The 22012-nt window shown below is 72.2% G+C and carries 23 protein-coding genes; 12 read left to right on the top strand and 11 right to left on the bottom strand.

Annotation, left to right across the window (positions count from 1 at the left end; all coding sequences use genetic code 11):
* Positions 1-69: 69 nt before the first annotated feature.
* Entirely contained in the window at positions 70-513 is a 444-nt protein-coding gene (locus ABIH81_RS03775) for a DoxX family protein (RefSeq protein ID WP_349879034.1), read from the bottom strand.
* Positions 514-597: 84 nt separating this feature from the next.
* On the opposite strand from ABIH81_RS03775, the gene ABIH81_RS03770 reads away from it, so the two are divergent.
* Complete coding sequence (locus ABIH81_RS03770) at positions 598-1137, top strand: TetR/AcrR family transcriptional regulator (protein WP_349879033.1); 540 nt, start codon at positions 598-600, stop codon at positions 1135-1137.
* An 8-nt stretch (positions 1138-1145) separates the two neighbouring features.
* Here ABIH81_RS03770 and ABIH81_RS03765 read toward each other — a convergent pair whose 3' ends face one another.
* Both ABIH81_RS03765 and ABIH81_RS03760 read right to left on the bottom strand, forming a co-directional pair.
* Positions 1146-2585 (bottom strand): GuaB1 family IMP dehydrogenase-related protein, encoded by a 1440-nt coding sequence (locus ABIH81_RS03765; RefSeq protein ID WP_349879032.1) that lies wholly within the window; start codon positions 2583-2585, stop codon positions 1146-1148.
* 125 nt (positions 2586-2710) lie between these two features.
* Positions 2711-4462, bottom strand: coding sequence for a biotin carboxylase N-terminal domain-containing protein (locus tag ABIH81_RS03760; RefSeq protein WP_349879031.1), 1752 nt, complete (start codon positions 4460-4462; stop codon positions 2711-2713).
* 132 nt (positions 4463-4594) lie between these two features.
* Here ABIH81_RS03760 and ABIH81_RS03755 point away from each other — a divergent pair, with 132 nt between their 5' ends.
* The 4 genes from ABIH81_RS03755 to ABIH81_RS03740 all read left to right on the top strand — a co-directional run bounded on the left by ABIH81_RS03755 (position 4595) and on the right by ABIH81_RS03740 (position 8451).
* The gene (locus tag ABIH81_RS03755; protein WP_349880998.1) at positions 4595-5185 is read left to right on the top strand and encodes a PadR family transcriptional regulator; all 591 of its coding nucleotides are present in this window, start codon (positions 4595-4597) and stop codon (positions 5183-5185) included.
* Between the two features lie 127 nt (positions 5186-5312).
* Positions 5313-6272 (top strand): ATP-binding cassette domain-containing protein, encoded by a 960-nt coding sequence (locus ABIH81_RS03750; protein ID WP_349879030.1) that lies wholly within the window; start codon positions 5313-5315, stop codon positions 6270-6272.
* Positions 6273-6289: 17 nt separating this feature from the next.
* A complete protein-coding gene (locus tag ABIH81_RS03745; RefSeq protein WP_349879029.1) occupies positions 6290-7045 on the top strand; it encodes an ABC transporter permease in 756 nt (251 codons plus the stop codon).
* Between the two features lie 62 nt (positions 7046-7107).
* Positions 7108-8451, top strand: a complete 1344-nt coding sequence (locus ABIH81_RS03740) for an MFS transporter (RefSeq protein ID WP_349879028.1) — start codon at positions 7108-7110, stop codon at positions 8449-8451.
* Positions 8452-8464: 13 nt separating this feature from the next.
* Here the strand turns inward: ABIH81_RS03740 and ABIH81_RS03735 are convergent, their stop codons facing one another.
* From ABIH81_RS03735 to ABIH81_RS03725, 3 genes are read right to left on the bottom strand one after another with little or no spacing between them, the layout of a single operon-like run.
* Positions 8465-9118 (bottom strand): O-methyltransferase, encoded by a 654-nt coding sequence (locus ABIH81_RS03735; RefSeq protein WP_349879027.1) that lies wholly within the window; start codon positions 9116-9118, stop codon positions 8465-8467.
* A 9-nt stretch (positions 9119-9127) separates the two neighbouring features.
* Positions 9128-9784, bottom strand: coding sequence for a Maf family protein (locus tag ABIH81_RS03730; protein ID WP_349879026.1), 657 nt, complete (start codon positions 9782-9784; stop codon positions 9128-9130).
* 10 nt (positions 9785-9794) lie between these two features.
* The gene (locus tag ABIH81_RS03725) at positions 9795-10889 is read right to left on the bottom strand and encodes a S8 family serine peptidase (RefSeq protein ID WP_349880997.1); all 1095 of its coding nucleotides are present in this window, start codon (positions 10887-10889) and stop codon (positions 9795-9797) included.
* Positions 10890-11729: 840 nt separating this feature from the next.
* Between ABIH81_RS03725 and ABIH81_RS03720 the strand changes: the two genes are divergently transcribed.
* Positions 11730-11984, top strand: coding sequence for a hypothetical protein (locus tag ABIH81_RS03720; RefSeq protein WP_308212780.1), 255 nt, complete (start codon positions 11730-11732; stop codon positions 11982-11984).
* 292 nt (positions 11985-12276) lie between these two features.
* Here ABIH81_RS03720 and ABIH81_RS03715 read toward each other — a convergent pair whose 3' ends face one another.
* Entirely contained in the window at positions 12277-12729 is a 453-nt protein-coding gene (locus tag ABIH81_RS03715; RefSeq protein WP_302904160.1) for a hypothetical protein, read from the bottom strand.
* 99 nt (positions 12730-12828) lie between these two features.
* Complete coding sequence (locus ABIH81_RS03710) at positions 12829-13041, bottom strand: acyl-CoA carboxylase subunit epsilon (protein WP_349879025.1); 213 nt, start codon at positions 13039-13041, stop codon at positions 12829-12831.
* Positions 13042-13132: 91 nt separating this feature from the next.
* Between ABIH81_RS03710 and ABIH81_RS03705 the strand changes: the two genes are divergently transcribed.
* The gene (locus tag ABIH81_RS03705; RefSeq protein ID WP_349879024.1) at positions 13133-15145 is read left to right on the top strand and encodes a serine/threonine-protein kinase; all 2013 of its coding nucleotides are present in this window, start codon (positions 13133-13135) and stop codon (positions 15143-15145) included.
* Positions 15146-15233: 88 nt separating this feature from the next.
* A complete protein-coding gene (locus ABIH81_RS03700; RefSeq protein ID WP_349879023.1) occupies positions 15234-15446 on the top strand; it encodes a hypothetical protein in 213 nt (70 codons plus the stop codon).
* Positions 15447-15508: 62 nt separating this feature from the next.
* On the opposite strand, the gene ABIH81_RS03695 is transcribed toward ABIH81_RS03700, so the two are convergent.
* Positions 15509-16264 (bottom strand): GH25 family lysozyme, encoded by a 756-nt coding sequence (locus ABIH81_RS03695; protein WP_349879022.1) that lies wholly within the window; start codon positions 16262-16264, stop codon positions 15509-15511.
* 128 nt (positions 16265-16392) lie between these two features.
* Positions 16393-16953 carry a Uma2 family endonuclease gene (locus tag ABIH81_RS03690; RefSeq protein ID WP_349879021.1) on the bottom strand — a complete coding sequence of 187 codons (561 nt, stop codon included), beginning with the start codon at positions 16951-16953 and terminating at the stop codon, positions 16393-16395.
* A gap of 99 nt (positions 16954-17052) precedes the next feature.
* Here ABIH81_RS03690 and ABIH81_RS03685 point away from each other — a divergent pair, with 99 nt between their 5' ends.
* The 4 genes from ABIH81_RS03685 (at position 17053) to ABIH81_RS03670 (ending at position 20305) form a co-directional block, all read left to right on the top strand.
* Entirely contained in the window at positions 17053-17796 is a 744-nt protein-coding gene (locus ABIH81_RS03685; protein WP_135243321.1) for a M50 family metallopeptidase, read from the top strand.
* Positions 17797-17896: 100 nt separating this feature from the next.
* Complete coding sequence (locus ABIH81_RS03680; protein WP_349879020.1) at positions 17897-18880, top strand: 2-dehydropantoate 2-reductase N-terminal domain-containing protein; 984 nt, start codon at positions 17897-17899, stop codon at positions 18878-18880.
* A 59-nt stretch (positions 18881-18939) separates the two neighbouring features.
* The gene (locus tag ABIH81_RS03675) at positions 18940-19443 is read left to right on the top strand and encodes a SigE family RNA polymerase sigma factor (protein ID WP_349879019.1); all 504 of its coding nucleotides are present in this window, start codon (positions 18940-18942) and stop codon (positions 19441-19443) included.
* Complete coding sequence (locus ABIH81_RS03670; RefSeq protein ID WP_349879018.1) at positions 19436-20305, top strand: hypothetical protein; 870 nt, start codon at positions 19436-19438, stop codon at positions 20303-20305. Before ABIH81_RS03675 ends, ABIH81_RS03670 begins: the two co-directional genes overlap by 8 nt.
* A gap of 43 nt (positions 20306-20348) precedes the next feature.
* Here the strand turns inward: ABIH81_RS03670 and ABIH81_RS03665 are convergent, their stop codons facing one another.
* Positions 20349-21932: an acyl-CoA carboxylase subunit beta gene (locus tag ABIH81_RS03665; RefSeq protein ID WP_349879017.1), complete on the bottom strand. Its 1584-nt coding sequence runs from the start codon at positions 21930-21932 to the stop codon at positions 20349-20351.
* Positions 21933-22012 lie beyond the last annotated feature (80 nt).

Below are 22012 nucleotides of genomic sequence, written 5' to 3'. Positions count from 1 at the left end.
CATGGCTGCTGGTCGGCCGCTTCGCCGACCGGTCCGGGCTGCCGCCCGCCTGCGCCTGAGGCCGCCGGCTCATCCGCCGAGGGCGACAGCCAGCGCGGCGGCCACGAAGACGAACTGGAGCACCGTACGCACACCGAGCGGCGTCACCGGGCGGCCGGCGAGTGTGCGGCGACGCCGCGCGGCGGACACGTTCGCCGGGAACATGGCGAGCATCAGCAGCGCCAGTCCGGCCGCCGCCCAGCGCGCGGTGGCCGGGAACAGCAGCGCGAGCGCGCCGGCCAGTTCCAGCACACCGGTGACGGTGACCAGCAGGCCGGGCCGGGGCAGCGACGGCGGGACCATCGCGATCAGGTCGGCCCGGCGGGACGCGAAGTGGGCCACGCCGGTCAGCGCGAACATCAGCGCCAGCCCGGCCCGCAGCGCGGGGTGCCACCCGTCCAGGGCGTCCACGCCGAGCAGGCCGGCGATCCGGGCCAGCGCGGTGCCGGCGAGTAGTGCGATCAGGGGTGCCATTGCCGATCCCTCCGACGAGCATCTTGTCGATGACAAGATTGCGCGGCGGGTGTCATCTTGTCAATGACAAGTTAGGGTGACGGCATGGCCTCGTACCACCACGGCGACCTTCGCCGAGTCCTGCTGAGCACCGCGGCCGAGGCGATCGCCGAGTCCGGGCCGGCCGCGCTGAGCCTGCGTGACCTGGCCCGGCGCGCCGGGGTCTCGCACGCCGCGCCCGCGCACCACTTCGGCGACAAGGCCGGGCTGCTCACCGCGTTCGCCGCGCAGGGCTTCGACCTGCTCGCCGACGCCCTGCGGCAGGCCGGGGACGACCTGCTCGACACCGGGGTGGCCTACGTCGGGTTCGCCGTGCGGCACCGGGCGCACTTCGACGTCATGTTCCGGCCCGAGCTGTACCGGGCCGACGACCCGGAGCTGGTCGCCGCCCGCGCACGGTCGGGTGAGCTGCTGCGGGACGGCGTGGCCCGGCACACCGGGCGGGAGCCGGACGCGGACGCGCTGGCCGCCTGGTCGATCGTGCACGGCTTCGCCACGCTCTGGCTCTCCGGCGCGCTGCCGCCCCGGGCGGGCGACGACCCGGAGGCCGCCGCCCGCACCGTGATCAAGCGGTTGTTCGACTGAGCCGGGCGTCACCAGCTCGTCGGCAGCGGCATCCCCTCGGTGTACCCGGCGGCGCTCTGCACGCCGACGAGCGCCCGCTCGTGGAACTCCTCCAGGCTGCGCGCGCCCGCGTACGTGAACGCGCTGCGCACGCCCGAGATGATCTCGTCGATCAGGTCCTCGACGCCGGGCCGGTTCGGGTCCAGATACATCCGTGCCGACGAGATGCCCTCCTCGAAGATCGCCTTCCGGGCCCTGTCGAACGCGCTGTCCTCGGCCGTACGGGCGCTCACCGCGCGCGACGACGCCATCCCGAAGCTCTCCTTGTAGCGCCGCCCGTCGGCGTCGGTGTAGAGGTCGCCGGGGGACTCGTAGGTGCCCGCGAACCAGGAGCCGATCATCACGTTCGAGGCGCCCGCGGCGAGCGCCAGCGCCACGTCCCGCGGGTGGCGTACGCCGCCGTCGGCCCAGACGTGCCGGCCCAGCGAACGGGCCGCCGCGGCGCAGTCGAGCACCGCGGAGAACTGCGGACGGCCCACGCCGGTCATCATCCGGGTGGTGCACATCGCGCCCGGCCCGACGCCCACCTTGACGATGTCCGCGCCCGCGTCGACCAGGTCGCGTACGCCGTCGGCGGTCACCACGTTCCCGGCCGCCACCGGCACCGGCGGGTCCAGCCGGCGGACCGCCCGCAACGCCTGGAGCATCCGCTCCTGGTGCCCGTGCGCGGTGTCCACGACGAGCGTGTCCACCCCCGCCTCCAGCAGCGCGGCGGCCTTGCCGGTGACGTCGCCGTTGATGCCCACGGCGGCGGCGATCCGCAGCCGGCCCCGGTCGTCCACCGCGGGCTTGTAGAGCGTGGCGCGCAGCGCGCCCTGCCGGGTCAGCACCCCGACCAGGCGGCCGTCGCCGTCCACCACCGGCGCGAGCCGCCGCCGGCCCGCCGACAGCCGGTCGAATCCGGTACGCGGATCCGCGTCCGCCCCGACGGTGTGCAGCTCGGTCGACATCACGTGCCGGAGCTGGGCGAAGCGGTCCACCCCGACGGTGTCCGCCTCGGTCACCACGCCCATCGGGCGCCCGTCGGCGTCGACCACGATCACCGCGCCGTGCGAGCGCTTCGGCAGCAGGTGGATGGCGTCGCCGACGGTGTCGGTCGGGCCGAGCGTGATCGCAGTGTCGTGCACCAGGTGCCGCCGCTTGACCCAGCCGACCACGTTGGCGACGACCTCGATCGGGATGTCCTGCGGGATCACCGCCACCGCGCCGCGCCGGGCCACGGTCTCGGCCATCCGCCGGCCCGCGACGGCTGTCATGTTCGCCACCACCAGCGGGATCGTGGTGCCGGTCCCGTCGGTGGCGGCCAGGTCGACGTCGAGCCGGGAGCCCACCTCGGAACGGTTGGGCGCCATGAAGACGTCGTTGTAGGTCAGGTCGTGCGCGGGGACCGCGCCGTGAAGGAACCGCACCCGGCCATCATTCCCGCCCGAGCGCCGTCCCGCCGCCGGTGGTGGCCCAGACCACCCAGCCCGGCGCTGTTAAGAAGGGGCCCTTTCTCTACCGCACGCGTTAAGAAGGGGCCCTTCCTTACACCTCAGGCGATGGTGCAGATCGCCGCGCCGGCGGTGATCACCGCGCCGACCTCGGCGGCGAGCCCGCTCACCGTCCCCGCCTTGTGCGCGTGCAGCGGCTGCTCCATCTTCATCGCCTCCAGCACCACGACCAGGTCGCCCTCGGCCACCTCGTCGCCGTCCGCGACGGCGATCTTCACGATCGTGCCCTGCATCGGGGAGGTGAGCGTGTCACCGCTGACCGCGGCGCCCGCCTTGCCCCCGCCACCCCGGCGGGCCGGCTTCTTCGCGGCGGGCGCGGCTGCCGCCGTACCCGCGCCGAGCCCGGCGGGGAGGACGACCTCCAGCCGCTTGCCGCCCACCTCGACCACGACGGTCTCGCGCTCGGCCGGCTCGCCGGCGGCGCCGGCGCCGGCGGTGAAGGCCGGGACGGTGTTGTCCCACTCGGTCTCGATCCACCGGGTGTGCACCGTGAACGGCTCGGCGGTGAACGCCTGGTCGCGGATCACCAGGCGGTGGAAGGGCAGCGCGGTGGCCATGCCGTCGACCACCATCTCGTCGAGCGCGCGGCGGGCCCGCTCCAGCGCCTCGGTACGCGTCTCGCCGACGATGATCACCTTGGCCAGCAGCGAGTCGAAGTTGCCGCCGATCACGTCGCCGGCCGAGATGCCGGTGTCCACCCGCACGCCCGGCCCGGAGGGCAGGCGCAGGGCGGTGACGGTGCCCGGTGCGGGCAGGAAGTTGCGGCCCGGATCCTCGCCGTTGATCCGGAACTCGATGGCGTGCCCGCGCGGCGTCGGATCCTCGGTGAAGCGCAGCTTCTCCCCGTCGGCGATGCGGAACTGCTCGCGCACCAGGTCGATGCCGGCGGTCTCCTCGGTGACCGGGTGCTCGACCTGGAGCCGCGTGTTGACCTCCAGGAACGAGATCGTGCCGTCCACGCCGACCAGGTATTCCACGGTGCCGGCGCCGTGGTAGCCGGCCTCCCGGCAGATGGCCTTGGCGCTGTCGTGGATCTGGGCCCGCTGGGCCTCGGTGAGGAACGGCGCGGGCGCCTCCTCGACCAGCTTCTGGTGGCGGCGCTGCAACGAGCAGTCCCGGGTGCCCACCACGATCACGTTGCCGTGCTGGTCGGCCAGCACCTGCGCCTCGACGTGGCGCGGCTTGTCCAGGTAGCGCTCGACGAAGCACTCGCCCCGGCCGAACGCGGCGACCGCCTCGCGGGTGGCCGACTCGAACAGGTGCGGGATCTCCTCCATGGTGCGGGCGACCTTGAGACCGCGCCCGCCACCGCCGAAGGCGGCCTTGATGGCGACCGGCAGGCCGTGGTCGACGGCGAACGCCATCACCTCGTCCGCGTTGCCCACCGGGTCCGGGGTGCCGGGCACCAGCGGCGCGCCGGCGCGCTGCGCGATGTGCCGGGCGGTCACCTTGTCGCCCAGGTCGCGGATCGCCTGCGGGGTGGGACCGATCCAGGTCAGCCCGGCGTCGATGACGGCCTGGGCGAAGTCGGCGTTCTCGGAGAGGAAGCCGTAGCCGGGGTGCACCGCGTCCGCGCCGGAGCGGGCCGCCACGTCGATCAGCTTGTCGATGCGCAGGTAGCTGTCGGCGGCGGTGTCGCCGCCGAGGGCGTACGCCTCGTCGGCGAGCGTGGCGTGCAGGGCGTCCCGGTCGGAGTCCGCGTAGACGGCGACGCTGGCCAGCCCGGCGTCGCGGCAGGCGCGGATGACGCGGACGGCGATCTCGCCGCGGTTGGCGATGAGAACCTTGCGCACCTTGTGGCTCCTCCCGGGAGGTCGTTGCCGGGAGTTTAGCGGCCGAGCTGCGGGGCCTAACGATCGCTCAGTGTGGGATGCGGCACTGTAGTCAAACTTGGTTATTACGCTTGTCCCGTGTCGGCGACGCGGATGATGATTCTCGGCCTGGTCAGGTGGATGCAGCCGGTGCACGGCTACGACGTGCGCCGCGAGCTGCTCAGTTGGAGCGCGGACAAGTGGGCGAACGTGCAGCCCGGCTCGATCTACCACGCGCTGCGCAAGCTCACCGACGAGGGCCTGCTGCGGACCGTCTCGGTCGAGCAGGTGGGCGCCCGTCCGGCGCGCACCACGTACGAGGTGACGCCGAAGGGGGAGGACGAGTTCGAGACGTTGCTGCGGGCGCAGTGGTGGCAGGTCCAGGAGCCGCCGGACCCGTTCGTCGCGGCGTTCTCGTTCCTGCCGGCGATGCCGCGCGAGGAGGCCGCGGCGGCGCTGCGCAACCGGGCGAACCTGCTGCGCGCCGGGGTCGAGTCGATGCGTGCCTCGCTCGACTCGGACTGGGTACGCAACCGCAAACCGGTGCACGTCGGGTGGATGTTCGAGCTGTGGCTGGCCCGCGCCGAGGCGGAGACGGCCTGGTGCGAGCGGATCGCGGAGCGGATCGAGTCCGGAGTGTCGTACCTGCCCGATGGGATGGAGCGGGCCGAGGGCTGGTCGGGCTGGTCCGACGGATCACGATGACACGACATAATCAACGTTGACCATAAGAGTTATATCGCGTTAGCCTCAGCGGGAATCGCGGGGGATTCGTGCGTCCTCGCGGACGATCGGCGGCCGCTCAGGTCCGCCCGGACGACCAGGAGCAGAAATGATCGAGACCAGGGGGTTGCGGAAGTCGTACCGCTCCCGCGCGGGTCGCGAGACGAAGACAGTGGACGCGGTCCGCGGCGTCAACCTCGACGTCGCAGCGGGGGAGATCTTCGGCTTCCTCGGGCCCAACGGCGCCGGCAAGACCACCACGCTGCGGATGCTCGCCACCCTCATCGAGCCGGACGGCGGCGAGGCCACGGTGGCCGGCGCCGACCTGCGCAAGGATCCGGCCGAGGTGCGCCGCCGGATCGGGTACGTGGCCCAGGGCGGCAGCACCTGGGACGAGTCGAGCGCCCGCGAGGAGCTGGTGCTCCAGGCCCGCCTCTACGGCATCGGCAAGGCCGAGGCGCACCGCCGTGCCGAGCGCGCGCTCGAAGCGTTCCAGCTCACCGAGTACGCCGACCGCAAGTGCAAGACCTACTCCGGCGGCCAGCGCCGGCGCGTCGAGATCGCGCTCGGCATCATCCACGAGCCGAAGATCGTCTTCCTGGACGAGCCGACCACCGGCCTCGACCCGCAGAGCCGCGCGCACATGTGGGACGAGATCCGCCGGCTGCGTACCGAGGGGATGACCGTCTTCATCACCACGCACTACCTGGACGAGGCGGACGCGCTCTGCGACCGCATCGCGATCATGGACCACGGCGAGGTCGTCGCCGAGGGCACACCGGCCGAGCTGAAGCGGGAGATCTCCGGCGAGGTGGTGATCGTCGGCCTGGACGCCGCCACCACCCCGCGCGCCGCCGACCTGCTCGACGCCGAGGTGTACGTGAGCAAGCTGGAGACCGTCGACGAGGGCGGGCTGCGCCTCTACGTCGACGAGGGCGCCACCGCCATCCCGCAGGTGCTGCGCCGCCTCGACCACGCCGGGCTGGACCTGCGCTCGATCGAGCTGCACCGCCCCAGCCTCGACGACGTCTTCCTCACCAAGACCGGCCGCTCGCTGCGCGAGTCCTGACCCCCGGAGAAGCTGTCATGAAACTCGCCCGCGACACCTGGCTGATCTTCCAGCGCCAGACGCAACTGCTGCTGCGCAACCCGGTATGGATCTTCGTCGGCGTCTTCCAGCCGGTGATGTACCTGCTCCTGTTCGCCCCGCTGCTCAAGCCGGCGCTGAACGCGCCCACCCAGGCCGACGCGTACAAGATCTTCGTGCCCGGCCTGCTCGTGCTGCTGGCCATCTTCGGCGGCCTGTTCCAGGGCTTCGGCCTGATCGCCGAGCTGCGGGCCGGCGTGATCGAACGCTCCCGGGTCACCCCGGTCAGCCGGCTCGCCCTGCTGCTCGGCCGCTCGCTGCGCGACGTCGTCTCGCTCATCGCGCAGGCGATCATCATCACGCTGCTGGCGCTCGCGTTCGACCTGCGCGTGTTCATCGGCAACCTGCTCCTGGCGTACCTGATGCTCGCCCTCATCGCGCTGATGACCTCGGCCGTCTCGTACGGCATCGCGCTCAAGGTCAAGAGCGAGGACGCGCTCGCCCCGCTGATGAACACCGTCGCGCAGCCGGTGCTGCTGCTCTCCGGCATCCTGCTGCCGCTCACCTTCGCCCCCGGCTGGCTCCAGGGCGTGGCCAAGTGGAACCCGTTCTCCTGGGCGGTCGAGGGCACCCGCGCGCTGTTCAACGGCGACCTCGGCAACGACCGCGTCTGGCAGGGCCTCGGCATCATCGCGGTGCTCGCCGCCGCAGGCGTGTTCTGGGCCGCCCGCCAGTTCGCCCGCAGCGTCCGCTGAGCAGGGGAGACGTACCTCTCAGCAGGCAGGGGCCACCGGTGTCACGCGCGTAACGTGGGCCGGTGCCCCGCCTCACCCGTGACCGGATCACCTGGCTGACCTACGCCCAGCTCGGTCTCTGGGGCTTCTTCCTCTACGGGTTCGGCCCCGTCGTACCCCTGCTCCGCGACGAACAGGGCACCAGCGCCGCCGTCGCCGGCCTGCACAGCACCGGCATCGCTGTCGGCGCGCTCGCCGGTGGCGCGCTGTTCGCCCCGGTCGCCCGCCGCCTCGGCCGCGGCCCCGCCATCTGGCTCGGCCTCGGCGGCGTCGCCGCCGGTGTCACCGCGCTCGGCCTGCTCCACCCGCTACCCGCCACGCTCGCCGCCGTAGCGGTCATCGCCACCTTCGGCATGATGGTCGTCAGCGGCGTCAGCGTGGTGCTCACCGCCCGGCACGGACCCGCCGCCCCCGCCGCACTCACCGAGGCGAACGCGGCCTGCGCCGGCATGGGCATCCTGGCGCCGCTGACCATCGGCGCCACAGTCGACGCCGGTCTCGGCTGGCGACCGCTGATGGCCGTCGAGGTCGGGCTGATCACGCTCGTCGCGCTCGCGGCCCTGACTCTCCGGGTACGCGTGCCGCAACGCGCCCCCGCTGCCGCGGCTGCCGGCGCACCGGTCCCCGTCGCCGCCTCCACCCGGGTGCCCGCCGTCCCCGCCTCCGGGGTGGCCGAGGCCGCCGTGTCCGCTCCCTCCGTCTCCGCTTCGGCCGTCCCTCCTGCGGCCGTCCCTGCTTCGGCCGTCCCTGCTTCGGCCGTCCCCGCGTCGGGCGTTCCCGACTCCGGTGCGGCGGGGCGGCTGCCGCGTGCGTACTGGATCGCCTGGGTCTTGATGTCCGTCACCGGGTCGATCGAGGTGTGCCTGTCGTTGTGGACCGCCGACGTGCTGCGGACCCATGCCGGGCTGAGCGCGGGCGGAGCGTCGGCGGCGGTCGCCGCGATCGTCTGCGGCATGTTCGCCGGGCGGATCGCCGGTGGCCGGGCCGCGCTGCGCTGGGCGCCGGTACCGCTGCTGCTCGGCGCGCTCACCGTCTCGCTGGCCGGGTTCGCGCTGTTCTGGGGCAGTACGGTCGGCTGGCTCGCGGTCACCGGGCTGGTCGTGCTCGGGCTCGGCAACGCGCTGCACTACCCGCTGGCGATCTCGATCGCGCTGGCCGTGGCCGGTCCGGCTGCGGACAAGGCGGCGGGCTGGTCCGCGTACTCGATGGGTGTGGGTTTCGGGATCGCGCCGGTGGCGCTCGGGTGGGTGGCCGACGGCGTCGGCCCGCACCCGGCGTTCCTGCTGTTGCCCGTCTTCATCGCGGTCGCGGTGCTGCTGACGGTGCGGCTGGGGCGTGCCCTGCGCCCGGCGGCCCTTCCGGCCTGACCGCCGTCGGGCTTCAGAGCACCCGGGCGAGCGTGACGCCGTCGGCGATCGGCAGCATGACCGCCTCGACGCGGACGTCCGCGATGACCGCGTCGTTGAAGGCGGCGATCGCCCGGTCGTCGGCGTTGCGCGGGGCCAGCACCCGGCCGTCGCGCAGCGTGTTGTCGACCGCGATGACCGCGCCGGGACGCATGCGGGGCACCAGCTCGTCCCAGTAGACCGGGTAGCCGACCTTGTCCGCGTCGATGAACGCGAAGTCCAGGTAACGCTCGCGGGGCAACTCGCGCAGCGTCTCCGCGGCCGGGCCGATGCGCAGCTCGATCCGGTCCTGCACACCGGCGCGCTCCCAGTAGCGCCGGGCCACGCCCGTGTACTCCTCCGAGATGTCGAAGCAGGTCAGCCGGCCGCCCTCGGCCAGCCCGCGGGCGATCGCCAGCGAGGAGAGGCCGGTGAACGTGCCCACCTCGACCGCCTGCCGTACGCCGAGCAGCCGGGTCAGGAAGGTCAGGAACGCCGCCTGTTCCGGTGCGACCTGCATGACCGCCTCGGCGGGCAGGGCCGCCCGGGTCTCCTCGGCCAGCTCCCGGACGATCTCGTCCGGCGCGGACCCGTGGGCCACCAGGTAGGCGTGCAGTTCCGGGGTGAGCGGCAGCGGCTTCGTGGTCATGTCCGGACGTTAGCCGAGATGTTCGATCTCCTGGCCCCCGGGCGCGACCTTCGTCCACAGGTCGACGATGCTCAGGTCCACCTCGGCGAGCAGCCGGCGCAGCAGCGGCAGGGACAACCCCACCACAGTCCCCGGGTCGCCCTCGATCCCGGTCAGGAACGCCCCGCCCAGCCCGTCGATGGTGAACGCGCCGGCCACCGCCAGCGGCTCGCCCGTCGCCACGTACGCGGCGATCTCGTCGTCGCTGATGTCGGCGAAGTGCACGGTGGTCGAGGCGACCGCCTCGGCCCGGGACTCGTGCGTCACGTCGATCAGGCAGTGCCCGGTGTGCAGGACGCCGCTGCGCCCGCGCATCCGCTGCCACCGCCGGGTGGCGTCCGCCGCGTCGTCCGGCTTGCCGAAGATCTCGCCGTCGAAGGCGAGCACCGAGTCACACCCGAGGACCAGCGTGCGCTCGTCCGGCGAGGGCCGCAGCCGATCGCGTACGGCCTGCGCCTTCAGCCGGGCCAGTTCCAGGCACAGATCCTCGGCCCGATCGCTCACCACCTGCGACTCGTCCACGCCGCTGACCAGCACGTCGGGCTCGATCCCGGCGGCCTGGAGCAGCTTGCGGCGGGCGGGGGACTGCGAGGCGAGCACGAGGCGCACCGATACGGAGGTCGACACCCCGCCGACGCTACCGGCTGACCCTCGGTGGCGGGTCGTCGGCACGTCGGCGGCGCCGCCAGAACAGGTACCCGCCGCCCGCCGCCACCAGCACACCCAGGGTGGCGATCCCGCGTACCGTGCCGGCGCTGTCGCCCTTCTCGGGTGCCGCCTCCGCCGATGCCGGTGGCGTGACGTTCGAGGATTCGAAGCCGAGCGGGGGTACGTCGGCGGTGAGCGCGGCGACGAGGTCGATGACGCCGTAGCCGTACTGGTCGTCGCGCCCGGGTGGTCCCTTGTCGACGGCGGTGGCAGTCAGCCGGTGGGCGACTTCCTGGGCGGGGAGGTTGGGGTACTTGGAGCGGATCAGAGCAGCAGCCCCGGCAACGATCGCGGTGGCATCCGACGTGCCGGTGCTGCGGCGGTATCGGCCTGCGAGGCTTGTGGTGTAGATGTCGACTGCAGGTGCGAGGATATCCACATCCGTCCCCTCAACCGAGAATTCGGCCTTGTTGCCCTGCCTATCAACGCCGCCTACGGCGATCACGCCCTGCTCGGATGCCGGATAGCTAATCGATGTTTCGCTTGGGATATTCCCGACGGCTGCTACAACTACGATATTCGCTTCAAGTGCAGCCTTTATCGCAGATTGCAGGCGAGGGGTTGGGGTGCTGGCCGCGGAGATGCTAATTACATCCGCATGTTGAGCTGTTGCATACTCAACGCTGGCCGCTAAATCATCGGGTTGGCCCAATCCGTTGGTCGGCGTGTCGAGAATCGGGAGGATCTTGGACTTTGGTGCCACCCCGAGCGCCCCACGAGTGCCTCCCCGCCCATGCGCCGCAATGAGGCCAGCCATGCCGGTACCGTGGCTATTTGTGTCCCGAAGGCCGTCTCCGCTTCCTCCCGCAATCACGTCTGTTCCTGGAAGCAAGTTCTTCTCTAGATCCGGGTGAGCCTCTACTCCAGTGTCTGGAACTGCTACAACGATCCCTTCGCCCTGACTAATACCGTGGGCTTCTGCAGCCCTCAAAAAGCCTAGGTGCCACTGGTCGCCCCTTACCCGCTCCGACCCGTCCCCGGCAGGTAGCAAGGCCGATGTTGGCACGACAGGGCTGAGCGAGATTGCGAGTAACGCGGCTAGGCCTCGCGCCACCAGCAGTCCGTGGGGAATCACCGATTGAAGCCTATGGCGGGTCCCGGGTCGATCGGCCCCTCGTCAGGTGGCTCCAATATTGGATCCACACCGCGTTCGACTTCCCAGGGGTTGTCCGGATCCCAGCGCCGTTCCAAGTCTCTATCTAAGCTCTTGCTGTTCTGTCTCCCGTGCGTGGGAGACAGGCCGGGAGCGCCGCCGAGGGGGGTCAACCCGGGTGTACCAATGTGTGGGCCTCTCCCCGTATTCGGTCGAGATCCTGCAGCACCTGTCGGCGCAGTGCCAGCCGCGCCTCCCCCGATAACTCCACCCGGAGGATTGACGCGCCTAGTGGGGCCGCCCGTGGCGGGCTGGCCGAGGGGAACTCCCGGCATCACCCCGTTCGGTCCGGTCGGACGCGGCGGAAGCGGTCGGCTAGTGCTCTTTCCGGCAACTGGATCATTCCCGAGCGGACCCAAGCTGGTGCCGCGCTTGGGTGCCGAGGGAAGGGGGATGCCGTGAGTGCCAGAGGGCGTATTAGGAGTAGCAGGGGATACACCTCCAGCCGGCATCGCTTGGACGGGCGTTCCTGAACCTGCATTGCCTAGGATCGGACCTCCGCCTATAACGCCGCTCGTAGAGGGGCTGCTTGGCTGAACTGGCGGGTTCGTTGCGACTTTCGGCGGACGCCCATTGATCGGCGCGGGTGGCGTAATCGGAACCGCGACGATAGGAGGGATGACTGGTGCCGGATCTGGGCCAAAGTACGGGTCAGACGAATGTGGGTCGGCCCGCGGCGCTGGCCGGACTGGTGCGGGCGGGCGCTGGAGCATGACCTGGGCGTGCTGGAGTTCGCCGCTCAACCCCGTCATCAACCCGCGAGCCCGTACGTTCAACTGCTCCAGGTCGTCGTCCGTCACCGGGGGCCGTTCCGGCAACCGGCTGCCGGCCACCGCCTTCGGGTCGGCGATCGTCGCCTCGTACGCCTGCTTCTGCCGCAGCTTCTTCGCGTACTCCTCGTGCAGCGGTTGCAGCTCGGCCCGCGCGCTGCCGATGGCGCGGGCGGCGGCTGCCAGCGCGTCGTAGTTCGCGGCGGCGGCGTCGTGGGTGCGCTGCACGCGGTCGATGAGCTGGTCGAGTTCGCCGATGTACGCCCGCGCGGCGGCGTTGGTCTCGGGTGGCCACGCCTCGGCCAGGCCGCGCCGGTATTCCCGCAGGCGGCTCAGGTGGGCCAGGGCGAGGTCGCACACCTTGCGCCAGCCGGCGACCTGCTTCCACTGGCCGGCGGTGTCCTGGTCCTGCACGCACGCCCACATGCTGAGGACGTCCATCAGCCGCCAGTCGGTCAGCCCGGAGGTGCGTCCGCTGCCCCGTTCGATCACGGCAGGATCACCCGGCTCTGTTCGGGGGCGGTGGGGTCGGCCAGTGGCGGCATCGGGCGGGCGACAGTGGCGGAGGGGCCGGCGAGTGCTCGTTCCACGTCGGCCACTCGGGCGGAGGAGAACGCGTCGGCGTCGCCGTAGCGGGCGGCGATCCGTCCGGCGGCGTCGGCGAGCCGCCCGGTCGCCGGTGCGAGATCCCACACGGCGCTCACCGCTGCGGTCTGGGTGTCGTGGTGGGCCTGGAGGAACTGGACCAGCTCGATGAAGGCGTCGGCCGGGTTGGGCACCGGGGCCTTCATGTCGTCGGCGATGTAGGACAGGTGCGGCGCGTAGTTGCGTGTCACCTCGTCCTGGAGGCGGTCGGCGAACTCCCGCATCTGCCGGATGTCGGCCTCGATGCCGCCGTAGCCGCGCAGCCAGCCGGCTGGCTGGTTGTCCTCCGGGATCATCGGAGCCTCCTGCCCGTCACCACACGGTTTCCCTGAGTGAGGTTAATGGCTCGACGTGGATCCCGGCAGCCCCCGCCCGGGCGTGAGCGGGACGAGACGTCAGCGGGGCAGGCCGGAGGCCCGCCAGGCGCCGGGGCCAGCGATCGGCCCGGCCGGCGCGGGCCGCGCGCTGCGCGCCCACAGCGACACGGGGGCCGGCGCGGCGGCCTGGGCCGGGCGGGTGCGCACCACGATCGCGCCGACCAGAGCGGCGAGCTCCTCGGCGGTGGGCACGCCACGGACGATCCGGAACAGCGGCTCCTCGGCAGACATGACCCAAGGGTACGCGTCGCGAATTCGACCTTCGCCGTACAGTGGCGTGCCGACGGTGTGGGCGTCGCAGCGGCCGGGTACGGTTTCTGCGATGTCGAACGCGCTCCCCCAACTCGTCGCCGACCGGTACCGGCTTCTCACGCCGCTCGGTCAAGGCGGCATGGGCCGCGTCTGGAAGGCGCGGGACGAGGTGCTGCACCGGGACGTGGCCATCAAGGAACTGGTCCCGCCCCCCGGCCTCACCCCGGAGGAGCGCCGCGAGATGCGCGAGCGCTCGCTGCGTGAGGCGCGGGCGATCGCCCGCCTCAACAACGTCAACGTGGTCCGCATCTTCGACGTGCTGCGCACCGACGGCGATCCGTGGATCGTCATGGAGTACGTGGCGTCGAAGTCGTTGCAGGACACCATCGCCGAGGACGGCCCGGTCACCACGGCCAAGGCGGTCGAGATCGGCCTCGGCGTGCTCAACGCGCTGAAGGCCGCGCACAAGGCCGGCATCATGCACCGCGACGTCAAGCCGGGCAACGTGCTGCTCGGCGAGGACGGCCGTGTGGTGCTCACCGACTTCGGCCTGGCCACCATCCCCGGCGACCCGAACGTGACGCGCACCGGCATGGTGCTGGGTTCGCCCGCGTACATCTCGCCGGAGCGCGCCCGCGACGGCACGGCCGGCCCGGAGGCGGACCTCTGGTCGCTCGGCGCCACGCTCTACGCGGCGGTCGAGGGCAAGTCGCCGTACGCGCGCCCGTCGGCGATCGCCACGCTCGCCGCGCTCGCCACCGAGCCGATGCCGCCGCCGCGCAACGCCGGGCCGCTCAAGCCGGTGCTCCAGGGCCTGCTGCGCAAGGATCCGGACGAGCGGATCACCGCCGAGGTGGCGGAGCGCATGCTGCGCAAGGCCGCGGGCCGGCGGGCCAAGAGCATCTCGCTGCTGGACGGCGTACGCCGGCCGGGGCCGAACGGTCCGCGCGTGCCGCGCCCGCCGCTGGTGCCCGCGCCGCGCCCGGCCGGCCAGGCCGAACGCGCCGCGTCCGGGGCCGCCGCCTCCGGGGGTACGGCGGCAGCCGCCGACCCGGCGGCGAAGGTGCCGGCGACCACCTCGGACGCCGGTCCCACCGCGAAGGTGACCCCGCCGGTCGCCGATCCGACGGCGAAGCTCGACCCGGCGCCCTCGGCCGACGCCACGCGCGTGGACGACGAGACGCGCGTGGACGACGAGACGCGCGTGGACGACGAGGCCCGGGTGGACGCCGTCGACCCGGCGCTGGACGAGACGCGGCTCGACGGCGAGCGCGTCACCGACACCCCGGCGCCGGTGAGCCCGGCCGTGACCGGCTCCGCGCCGGTCAGCCCGGCCTCGGCCGATCCGGCGCCGTCGACCGGCCGGGCCACCGTGCTGCCGGTCGAGAAGTCCGCGCCCAACCGGCGCAACCTGCTGATCGGCGCGCTGGTCCTGCTGCTGCTCGTCGGCCTGGTGGTGGCCGTGCCGCTGCTGAACAACGGTGACGACGGCGACGGCGGTGAGCCGACGGCCGGCACCTCGGCGTCGGCGGCGCCGCCCGCGCCGAGCGAGAGCGCGTCGCCGAGCGCCCCGGCGACCAGTGCGTCGGCCAGCCCCACGCCGTCGGCCAGCCCGTCGGCCTCGGGGTTCACGCTGCCGGCCGGGTGGCGTCTCTACACCGGTCCGAACGGCTTCAAGGTGCCGATCCCGGAGAACTTCCAGGCCCGGGTCGGCGGCGACAACGTCGTGCTCTACGAGGTCGGCGGCAGCCGGCGGGTGCTGTTCATCCAGTGGACATCGAGCCCGAAGGACGACGCGTACACCGACTGGCAGAACCAGGAGCCGTACCGCGCATCGCGTGTGCGGGGCTACAAGCTGGTCGGCATCACCAAGTGCGACGGTTACTACCGCACCTGCGCCGACTGGGACTGGCTGGAGACGCGCAACGGCGACACCCGCTTCCACGTCCGCAACCGGGGTGTGGCGACCGCCAGCAACCGGGGTTTCGCGCTGCGCTGGGAGGTGCCGGCGAAGGACTGGGACGCCAACCTGGCGAACTGGGAGACCATCACCAAGGGCTTCGTGCCGGACCGCAAGAACTGACCGGGAATCCCGCCGGTCACGAAACTCGCTCGCATGGCTTTCCGTCCTCGGGGGTATGAATCCCTCCGACGACGGAAGGAGGCGCGACATGGGTTACCGACGGAGGTACACCGGCCCGCGGCTGGCACTGTGGATGCTCGTTGCGCTCGGCGACGTCGTACTGCTCCTGATCAGCGCCGGCCTGTCCGCGCCGGTCGCGGTTCTCGGCGTGCTGACGCTCACGGTCGTGGGCGTGGCGGTGTGGCGCCTGACGCGCCGCACGCCGGTGCCCGTCCCGGCCACCGCGCGCCGCCGAGCCTGACCCGCGTACGACACAAGTGGGACCGCCCCTGACGAGGCGGTCCCACTTGTGTCGCCCGTACGTCAGGCGGTGTTGTTCGCCAGCGCGATCAACCGGCTGCGGTCACCGTTCCAGTAGTTGCGGTCGACGTTGCCGCTGATCCCGGAGACGGCACCCGAGTCGGTGTACTGCCAGAAGCTCCACACCGGGGCGCCGGCCGGCAGCGTGCCGGGCGAGCTGGCCCAGCGGGCGAGCCACAGCGGGTGGTTGGCCCACGGGCCGGTCCAGCTCCCGGTGCACTGGTTCCACCAGCTCGTGGTGGTGTAGATGACCGCGTACCGGCCGGTGCGGGAGCGGTAGGTGTTCAGGAAGTCCTGGATCCAGTTGCGCATGCCGGTCGTGCTCAGGCCGTAGCAGTAGCCGCCGCTGTACGGGTTGCCCTCGATGTCCAGCGCGGCGGGAAGCGTACGGCTGTCCGCCGACCAGGCGCCACCGTTGCTCGCCAGGTAGTTGGCCTGGGTGGAACCGGCGGAGATGTTCGGCCGGGCGAAGTGGTACGCCCCGCGGATCACCCCGGCGTTGTACGCGTTGACGTAGTTCGCGTTGAAGTTCGGGTCCTTGTAGCTCGTGCCCTCGGTGGCCTTGATGAAGGCGAACTGGATGCCCGCGTTGCGCACGCTGGTCCAGTTGATGCTGCCCTGGTAGCGGGAGACGTCGATCCCGGGGGTGGTCGCGGCGGCGGCCGGTCCGGCGGTCGCCACGAGGGCCGCGGCCGCGGTGGCGGCGGCGGCCAGGCCGGCGGCGAGAAGCCGGCGTACGGAGAGTCTGGTACGGGCCATGGTTGCCTCCAGAGGGACGTCCGTTGATTGATGCCCATCTTTGGAGGTTAGTGCCCTAGATCGCAATAGGAAGAAGGAAATTTTCATATACGACCGTCGTTCGCCCAGGTGGGCGCGGCAGTTGCGGATCAGCGCAGAGCGCTCGGGTCCATCGCCCAGCGGAACGGCTCGGTGACAGTGAGCGTCTCGCCCGCCTTGGCCACGGCGTCCTCGACGTAGTGCGCGCCGTCGAGCCGGTGCAGCCGCAGCGAGTGGCTGTCGCCGTCCTGCTCGACCAGCAGGTACCACGGAATCCGGGCGATCGCGTAGAGCTGCATTTTGACCAGCCGGTCAGCGGCGGCGTTGCCGGGTGAGACGATCTCGCCGACCAGCGCCACGCGATCGGCGTCGAGGATCACGCCGTCGTCGTCGGCGTCGGTGACGACGAGGTCCGGGATCACGATTCGGTCCACGCCCAGCCGCACGTTGATGGCGTCGTAGACGAACAGGCCGGACGGCTCGGCCGCCAGCTCCACGGAGTTCGCCAGTCGTCGCGCCACCCGCTGGTGCCGTCGGCTCGGGGCAGGGCTCACGATCAGGCTCGCGTCGAGCAGTTCGATGCGGTCGTGGCTGTCGCCCAACGCGAGGTAGTCGGCCTCGGTCCACGGACCGACGTGCGAGCTGTAGGGCTCCAAGGGAGCTGCGCTCACCGACCTCACCTCCGCTCCGGCGCCTCGTCCGATCAGTCTCACACTCTATGAGACTCGCCCGGTCGAGCGACACGGCTCGGGCCGGTAGGCTCCCCGCCCATGCCCCTGATCGACGGTCTCACCACGCTCTGGGACACGCTGACCAGCGCCCAGCCGGACCCGCCGCCGCTGCTCGTGGTGGTCACCGCCGCCGTCGCGCTCGCGGTGGTCGTGGCCCGGTTGCCCTGGCGGATCGCCCGTAACGCGGTGACCATCGCGCACGAGGGCGGCCACGCGCTCGTCGCGTTGCTCACCGGCCGGCGGCTGCACGGCATCCGGCTGCACTCGGACACCTCCGGGCTCACGCTCTCCGCCGGCCGTCCCACCGGGCCCGGCATGATCCTCACGCTGCTCGCCGGGTACGTCGCGCCGTCCCTGCTCGGTCTCGGCGGCGCGTGGCTGCTGGCCGGTAACCGGATCACGCTGCTGCTGTGGCTCGCGGTGGCACTGCTGCTGGCCATGCTGGTGATGATCCGCAACCTGTTCGGCGTGCTGTCGCTACTCGTCACCGGCGGCGTGGTGCTCGCCGTCTCCTGGTACACCTCGCCCGAGGTGCAGGCCGCGTTCGCGTGGACGTCGGTCTGGTTCCTGCTGATCGGCGGCGTACGGCCGGTGTTCGAGCTGCACCGGCAACGCGCCCGGGGCCGGATGCCGCAGTCCGACGCCGACCAGCTCGCCCGGATCACGCCGTTCCCGGCGCTGTTCTGGGTGGGCGTGTTCCTGCTGGTGAGCGTGGGCGCGCTGGCCGCCGGAGCGCTGCTGCTGGCCGGCCCGATCCTGGCCGACGCGGGGCTCACCGGCTGACCGTGCCGAGCCGCACCGCTGCGGGCCGCGCCGAGCCGGCCCGCAGCGCGCCGTATCGCGTCGCGGAGCGGGCCGCTACGCGGCAGGGCAGAATCGGGCCGTGCGATACGTGATCATCGGAGCGGGCGCGGTCGGCGGCACCATCGGCGTACTCCTGGCCGACACCGGCCACGACGTGACGCTCGTGGCCCGTGGCGCGCACCTGGACGCGCTGCGGGAGCGGGGTCTGACGCTGCGCACACCGGACCGTGACGTGACGGGCCGGCTCCCCGCGGTGGCCGGTCCGGACGGGCCGCCGCTGCCGGCGGACACCGTGCTGCTCCTCACCGTGAAGTCGCAGGACACCGTGACGGCGCTCGACGCCTGGGCGGACGCCCCGGTCGAGGGCGGCGGGACGGCGGGCGAACGGCTGCCGGTCGTGCTGGCCCAGAACGGCGTCGCGAACGAGCCGGCCGCGCTACGGCGCTTCGCCCGCGTACACCCGGTGTGCGTGTGGCTGCCCGCCACCCACCTGGAGCCGGGCGTGGTGGTCGCCAACGGCCATCCGCATCCGGGCATGCTGCACATCGGCCGCTACCCGAGCGGCGCCGACGACACCAGCCGCGCGGTCGCCGCCGACCTGACCGCAGCCGGGTTCGTCGCGCCGGTCCGCGACGACGTGATGCGCTGGAAGTACGGCAAGCTGCTCGCCAACCTCGGCAACGGCCTCCAGGCGCTGCTCGGACGGGACGTGCCGGAAGCCCTGTCGAAGCGGGTACGCGCCGAGGGCGAGGCGGCGCTCGCCGCCGCAGGCATCGCCCACACCACAGTCGAGGAGGAGGCCGCCGAACGCGGCGACCGGGTGTCGCACCGGCCGGTGGGCGGCGAGGAACGCTCCGGCGGCTCCACCTGGCAGAGCCTGGCCCGTGGCGCGGGCACGGTCGAGACGGACCACCTCAACGGCGAGATCGTGCTGCTCGGGCGCCTGCACGGTGTGCCCACCCCGGCCAACGCGGCGGTGCAGACCGCGGTACGCCGGGCGGTCCGCGACCGGATCCCGGCCGGCGGCTTCCCGCTCGTCGAACTGGAGAAATTGGTCGGCTGAGCGGGCAACCCGCGCCGCGCCGCCAGGCGTGTCCCCTGACGAACACGGGGAGGTGGCAGGTGCCCGACAGCGACGGCTTCGACGAGTTCTACCGGGGCAGCCGGCAGCGGCTGCTCGGCTTCGTCTACGTGCTCACCGGCGACCTCGCCGAGGCGCAGGACGCCCTGCAGGAGGCGTTCATCCGGGCCTGGCAGCGGTGGTCCACGGTGCGCGGGTACGACGACCCGGAGGCATGGGTACGGGTGGTGGCCAGCCGGATCGCGGTGAGCCGCTGGCGCAGCCTGCGCAGCCGGGCGCGCGCCTACCTGCGGCACGGCGCGGTGGCGGACGTGCCGGCGCCGAGCACCGAGACGCTGGAGGTGGTCGCCGCGCTGCGCCGGCTGCCCGAGGCCCAGCGCACCGCGATCGCCCTGCACTACCTGCTCGGCATGCCGGTCGCCGAGGTGGCGCGGGAGACCGAGGCGCCGATCGGCACCGTGAAGGCCCGGCTGTCCCGGGGGCGGACCGCGCTCGCCGAGCTGCTCGCCGTGGTCGACCTGGAAGAGGAGGCGGCAGATGCCTGACGACGTCGCGCTCGTGGAGTTGCTGCACCGGGATCTGCGCAACGTCACCTGGCCGGAGCCGGAGTCCATCCGGGCCACGGCCCGGCGGCGCAGCCGGCGCTCTGCCGCGCTCGTCGCGGTCGCGGTGGTGGTCGTGGCGGCGCTCACCGCGACCCTGGTGGACCGGACCGGTGCGCCGCCACCGCCCGCCGCTGCCGTCGACGGGCCGGGGGAGATCGTGGCCGAGGCGATGCTGGAACCGGCCGACATACCCGCTCCGACCGGCGAGCGGCTCAGTGAGACCGGCATCGCCAAGCCGGTCCGGGTCGACGATTTCCTCCAGGTCTGCGCCCGGGAGCAAGGGCGGCCGGCCGAGGAACCGCGCTCGCGCTACTCCCGGTCGCAGACCCTGCTCGAACCGCCGACCGAGCCCGCGACCACCGTCGCATCGGTTCTCACCCAGGACGTCTACCGGATGGAGCCCGGGGCGGCGGGCCGGTTCATCACCGACCTGGAGGGCACGGTCGCGGCCTGCGGCGCGTGGCGGACGACCGGCCGGGTCTACACCGAGCGGGGGATGGTCAGCGCCGAGGTGGTGCACCGGTGGTCCGTCGCCGCGAGCGGCTTCGCCGGGGACCAGGCGGTGCTGCTGCGGCACGAGGCGAGCGTGCCGCCGGACGAGGCGACCGGCCGGCCGCCCGGCTATGCGCCGTCGTTCGAGGACCGGCTGGTCGTACGAGTGGGTGACCTGGTGACGGTGCTCATCCCGTCGGGAGGGCTGCGGACCGACGTCCCGGGCGCCCAGGTGACCGAGGCGCAGGTACGGCAGATGGCCCGGGTCGCCGCCGAGCGGATGTGCGTCGCCGCGAACCCGGCTTGCTGACGCCGATGCCCCCGCCGCGGGAACGGCGGGGGCATCGGGGCGGCTACAGCGGGATGTTGCCGTGCTTCTTCGGCGGCAGCGTCTCGCGCTTGGTGCACAGCACCCGCAGCGCCCGCACGATCTGGGTACGCGTCTCGTGCGGCGGGATCACCCCGTCGACGTAGCCGCGCTCGGCGGCGATGTACGGGTTGGCGAGCGTGTCCTCGTACTCGGCGATCTTCTCGGCGCGGACGGCGGCCGGATCCTCGGCGTTCGCCAGCTCCGAGCGGTAGAGGATGTTCACCGCGCCCTGCGCGCCCATCACCGCGATCTGCGCGGTCGGCCAGGCGAAGTTCAGGTCCGCGCCGAGGTGCTTGGAGCCCATCACGTCGTACGCGCCGCCGTACGCCTTGCGGGTGATGACGGTGACCTTCGGGACGGTGGCCTCGGCGTACGCGTAGATGAGCTTCGCGCCGCGACGGATGATGCCGTCCCACTCCTGGCCGGTGCCGGGCAGGAAGCCGGGCACGTCCACGAAGGTGAGCACCGGGACGTTGAACGCGTCGCAGGTGCGCACGAACCGGGCGGCCTTCTCGGAGGCGGCGATGTCGAGCGTGCCGGCGAAGTGCATGGGCTGGTTGGCGACCACGCCCACCGGGCGCCCCTCGACGCGGCCGAAGCCGACCACCATGTTCTGCGCGTACAGCGGCTGCACCTCGAGGAACTCGCCGTCGTCGAGGACGTGCTCGATGACCCGGTGCATGTCGTACGGCTGGTTGGCCGAGTCCGGGATCAGCGTGTCCAGCTCCCGATCGGAGTCGGTGATGTCGAGGATGGCCGGCGCGTCGAAGACCGGCGGCTCGTCCAGGTTGTTCGACGGCAGGTACGACAGCAGCGCCTTGACGTACTCGATCGCGTCCTCCTCGTCGGTGCCGAGGTAGTGCGCGTTGCCGCTGCGGGCGTTGTGGGTGCGGGCGCCGCCCAGCTCCTCCATGCCGACGTCCTCGCCGGTGACCGTCTTGATGACGTCGGGACCGGTGATGAACATGTGCGAGGTCTGGTCGACCATGACGGTGAAGTCGGTGACCGCCGGGGAGTAGACGGCCCCGCCCGCGCACGGGCCCATGATGAGCGAGATCTGCGGGATGACGCCGCTGGCCCGTACGTTGCGGAAGAAGATCTCGCCGTAGAGGCCGAGGGACGCGACGCCCTCCTGGATCCGCGCGCCACCGGAGTCGTTGATGCCGACGACCGGGCAGCCGATCTTCATGGCCAGGTCCATCAGCTTGACGATCTTCTCGCCGAAGACCTCGCCGAGGGAGCCGCCGAAGACGGTGAAGTCCTGCGCGAAGACGCAGATCTGCCGGCCGTCCACGGTGCCGTAGCCGGTCACCACGCCGTCGCCGTACGGGCGGGTCCTCTCCAGCCCGAAGTTGGTCGAGCGGTGCCGGGCGAACTCGTCCAGCTCGACGAACGAGCCCTCGTCGAGGAGCATCTCGATCCGCTCGCGGGCGGTCTTCTTGCCCCGCGCGTGCTGCTTCTCGACCGCGCGTGCCGACCCGGCGTGCACCGCCTCGTCGAGCCGTCGCTCCAGGTCCGCCAGCTTGCCGGCGGTCGTGTGGATGTTGATCCCGGTCTCGGTAGTCACCCGTGGAATATAACGATGGTTCAGGTGTCTGAGGCTGTGCAGTGCGCCTCACCGCTTCGCGGCGACCGGCGAGCCGGGTG

The sequence above is a fragment of the Micromonospora sp. HUAS YX12 genome, assembly GCF_040215685.1.
GTDB classification, from domain to species: Bacteria; Actinomycetota; Actinomycetes; order Mycobacteriales; family Micromonosporaceae; genus Micromonospora; species Micromonospora tulbaghiae.
The sequence above is the reverse complement of the archived record's forward strand: the minus strand, read 5'-3'. Positions and strand labels throughout refer to the sequence as shown.

Coding starts and splice junctions, on each gene's coding strand:
- ABIH81_RS03775 (WP_349879034.1), bottom strand. CDS start 513: ATGGCACCCCTGATCGCACTACTCGCCGGCACCGCGCTGGCCCGGATC.
- ABIH81_RS03770 (WP_349879033.1), top strand. CDS start 598: ATGGCCTCGTACCACCACGGCGACCTTCGCCGAGTCCTGCTGAGCACC.
- ABIH81_RS03755 (WP_349880998.1), top strand. CDS start 4,595: ATGATGATTCTCGGCCTGGTCAGGTGGATGCAGCCGGTGCACGGCTAC.
- ABIH81_RS03750 (WP_349879030.1), top strand. CDS start 5,313: ATGATCGAGACCAGGGGGTTGCGGAAGTCGTACCGCTCCCGCGCGGGT.
- ABIH81_RS03745 (WP_349879029.1), top strand. CDS start 6,290: ATGAAACTCGCCCGCGACACCTGGCTGATCTTCCAGCGCCAGACGCAA.
- ABIH81_RS03735 (WP_349879027.1), bottom strand. CDS start 9,118: ATGACCACGAAGCCGCTGCCGCTCACCCCGGAACTGCACGCCTACCTG.
- ABIH81_RS03720 (WP_308212780.1), top strand. CDS start 11,730: ATGACCTGGGCGTGCTGGAGTTCGCCGCTCAACCCCGTCATCAACCCG.
- ABIH81_RS03715 (WP_302904160.1), bottom strand. CDS start 12,729: ATGATCCCGGAGGACAACCAGCCAGCCGGCTGGCTGCGCGGCTACGGC.
- ABIH81_RS03710 (WP_349879025.1), bottom strand. CDS start 13,041: ATGTCTGCCGAGGAGCCGCTGTTCCGGATCGTCCGTGGCGTGCCCACC.
- ABIH81_RS03705 (WP_349879024.1), top strand. CDS start 13,133: ATGTCGAACGCGCTCCCCCAACTCGTCGCCGACCGGTACCGGCTTCTC.
- ABIH81_RS03700 (WP_349879023.1), top strand. CDS start 15,234: ATGGGTTACCGACGGAGGTACACCGGCCCGCGGCTGGCACTGTGGATG.
- ABIH81_RS03695 (WP_349879022.1), bottom strand. CDS start 16,264: ATGGCCCGTACCAGACTCTCCGTACGCCGGCTTCTCGCCGCCGGCCTG.
- ABIH81_RS03685 (WP_135243321.1), top strand. CDS start 17,053: ATGCCCCTGATCGACGGTCTCACCACGCTCTGGGACACGCTGACCAGC.
- ABIH81_RS03670 (WP_349879018.1), top strand. CDS start 19,436: ATGCCTGACGACGTCGCGCTCGTGGAGTTGCTGCACCGGGATCTGCGC.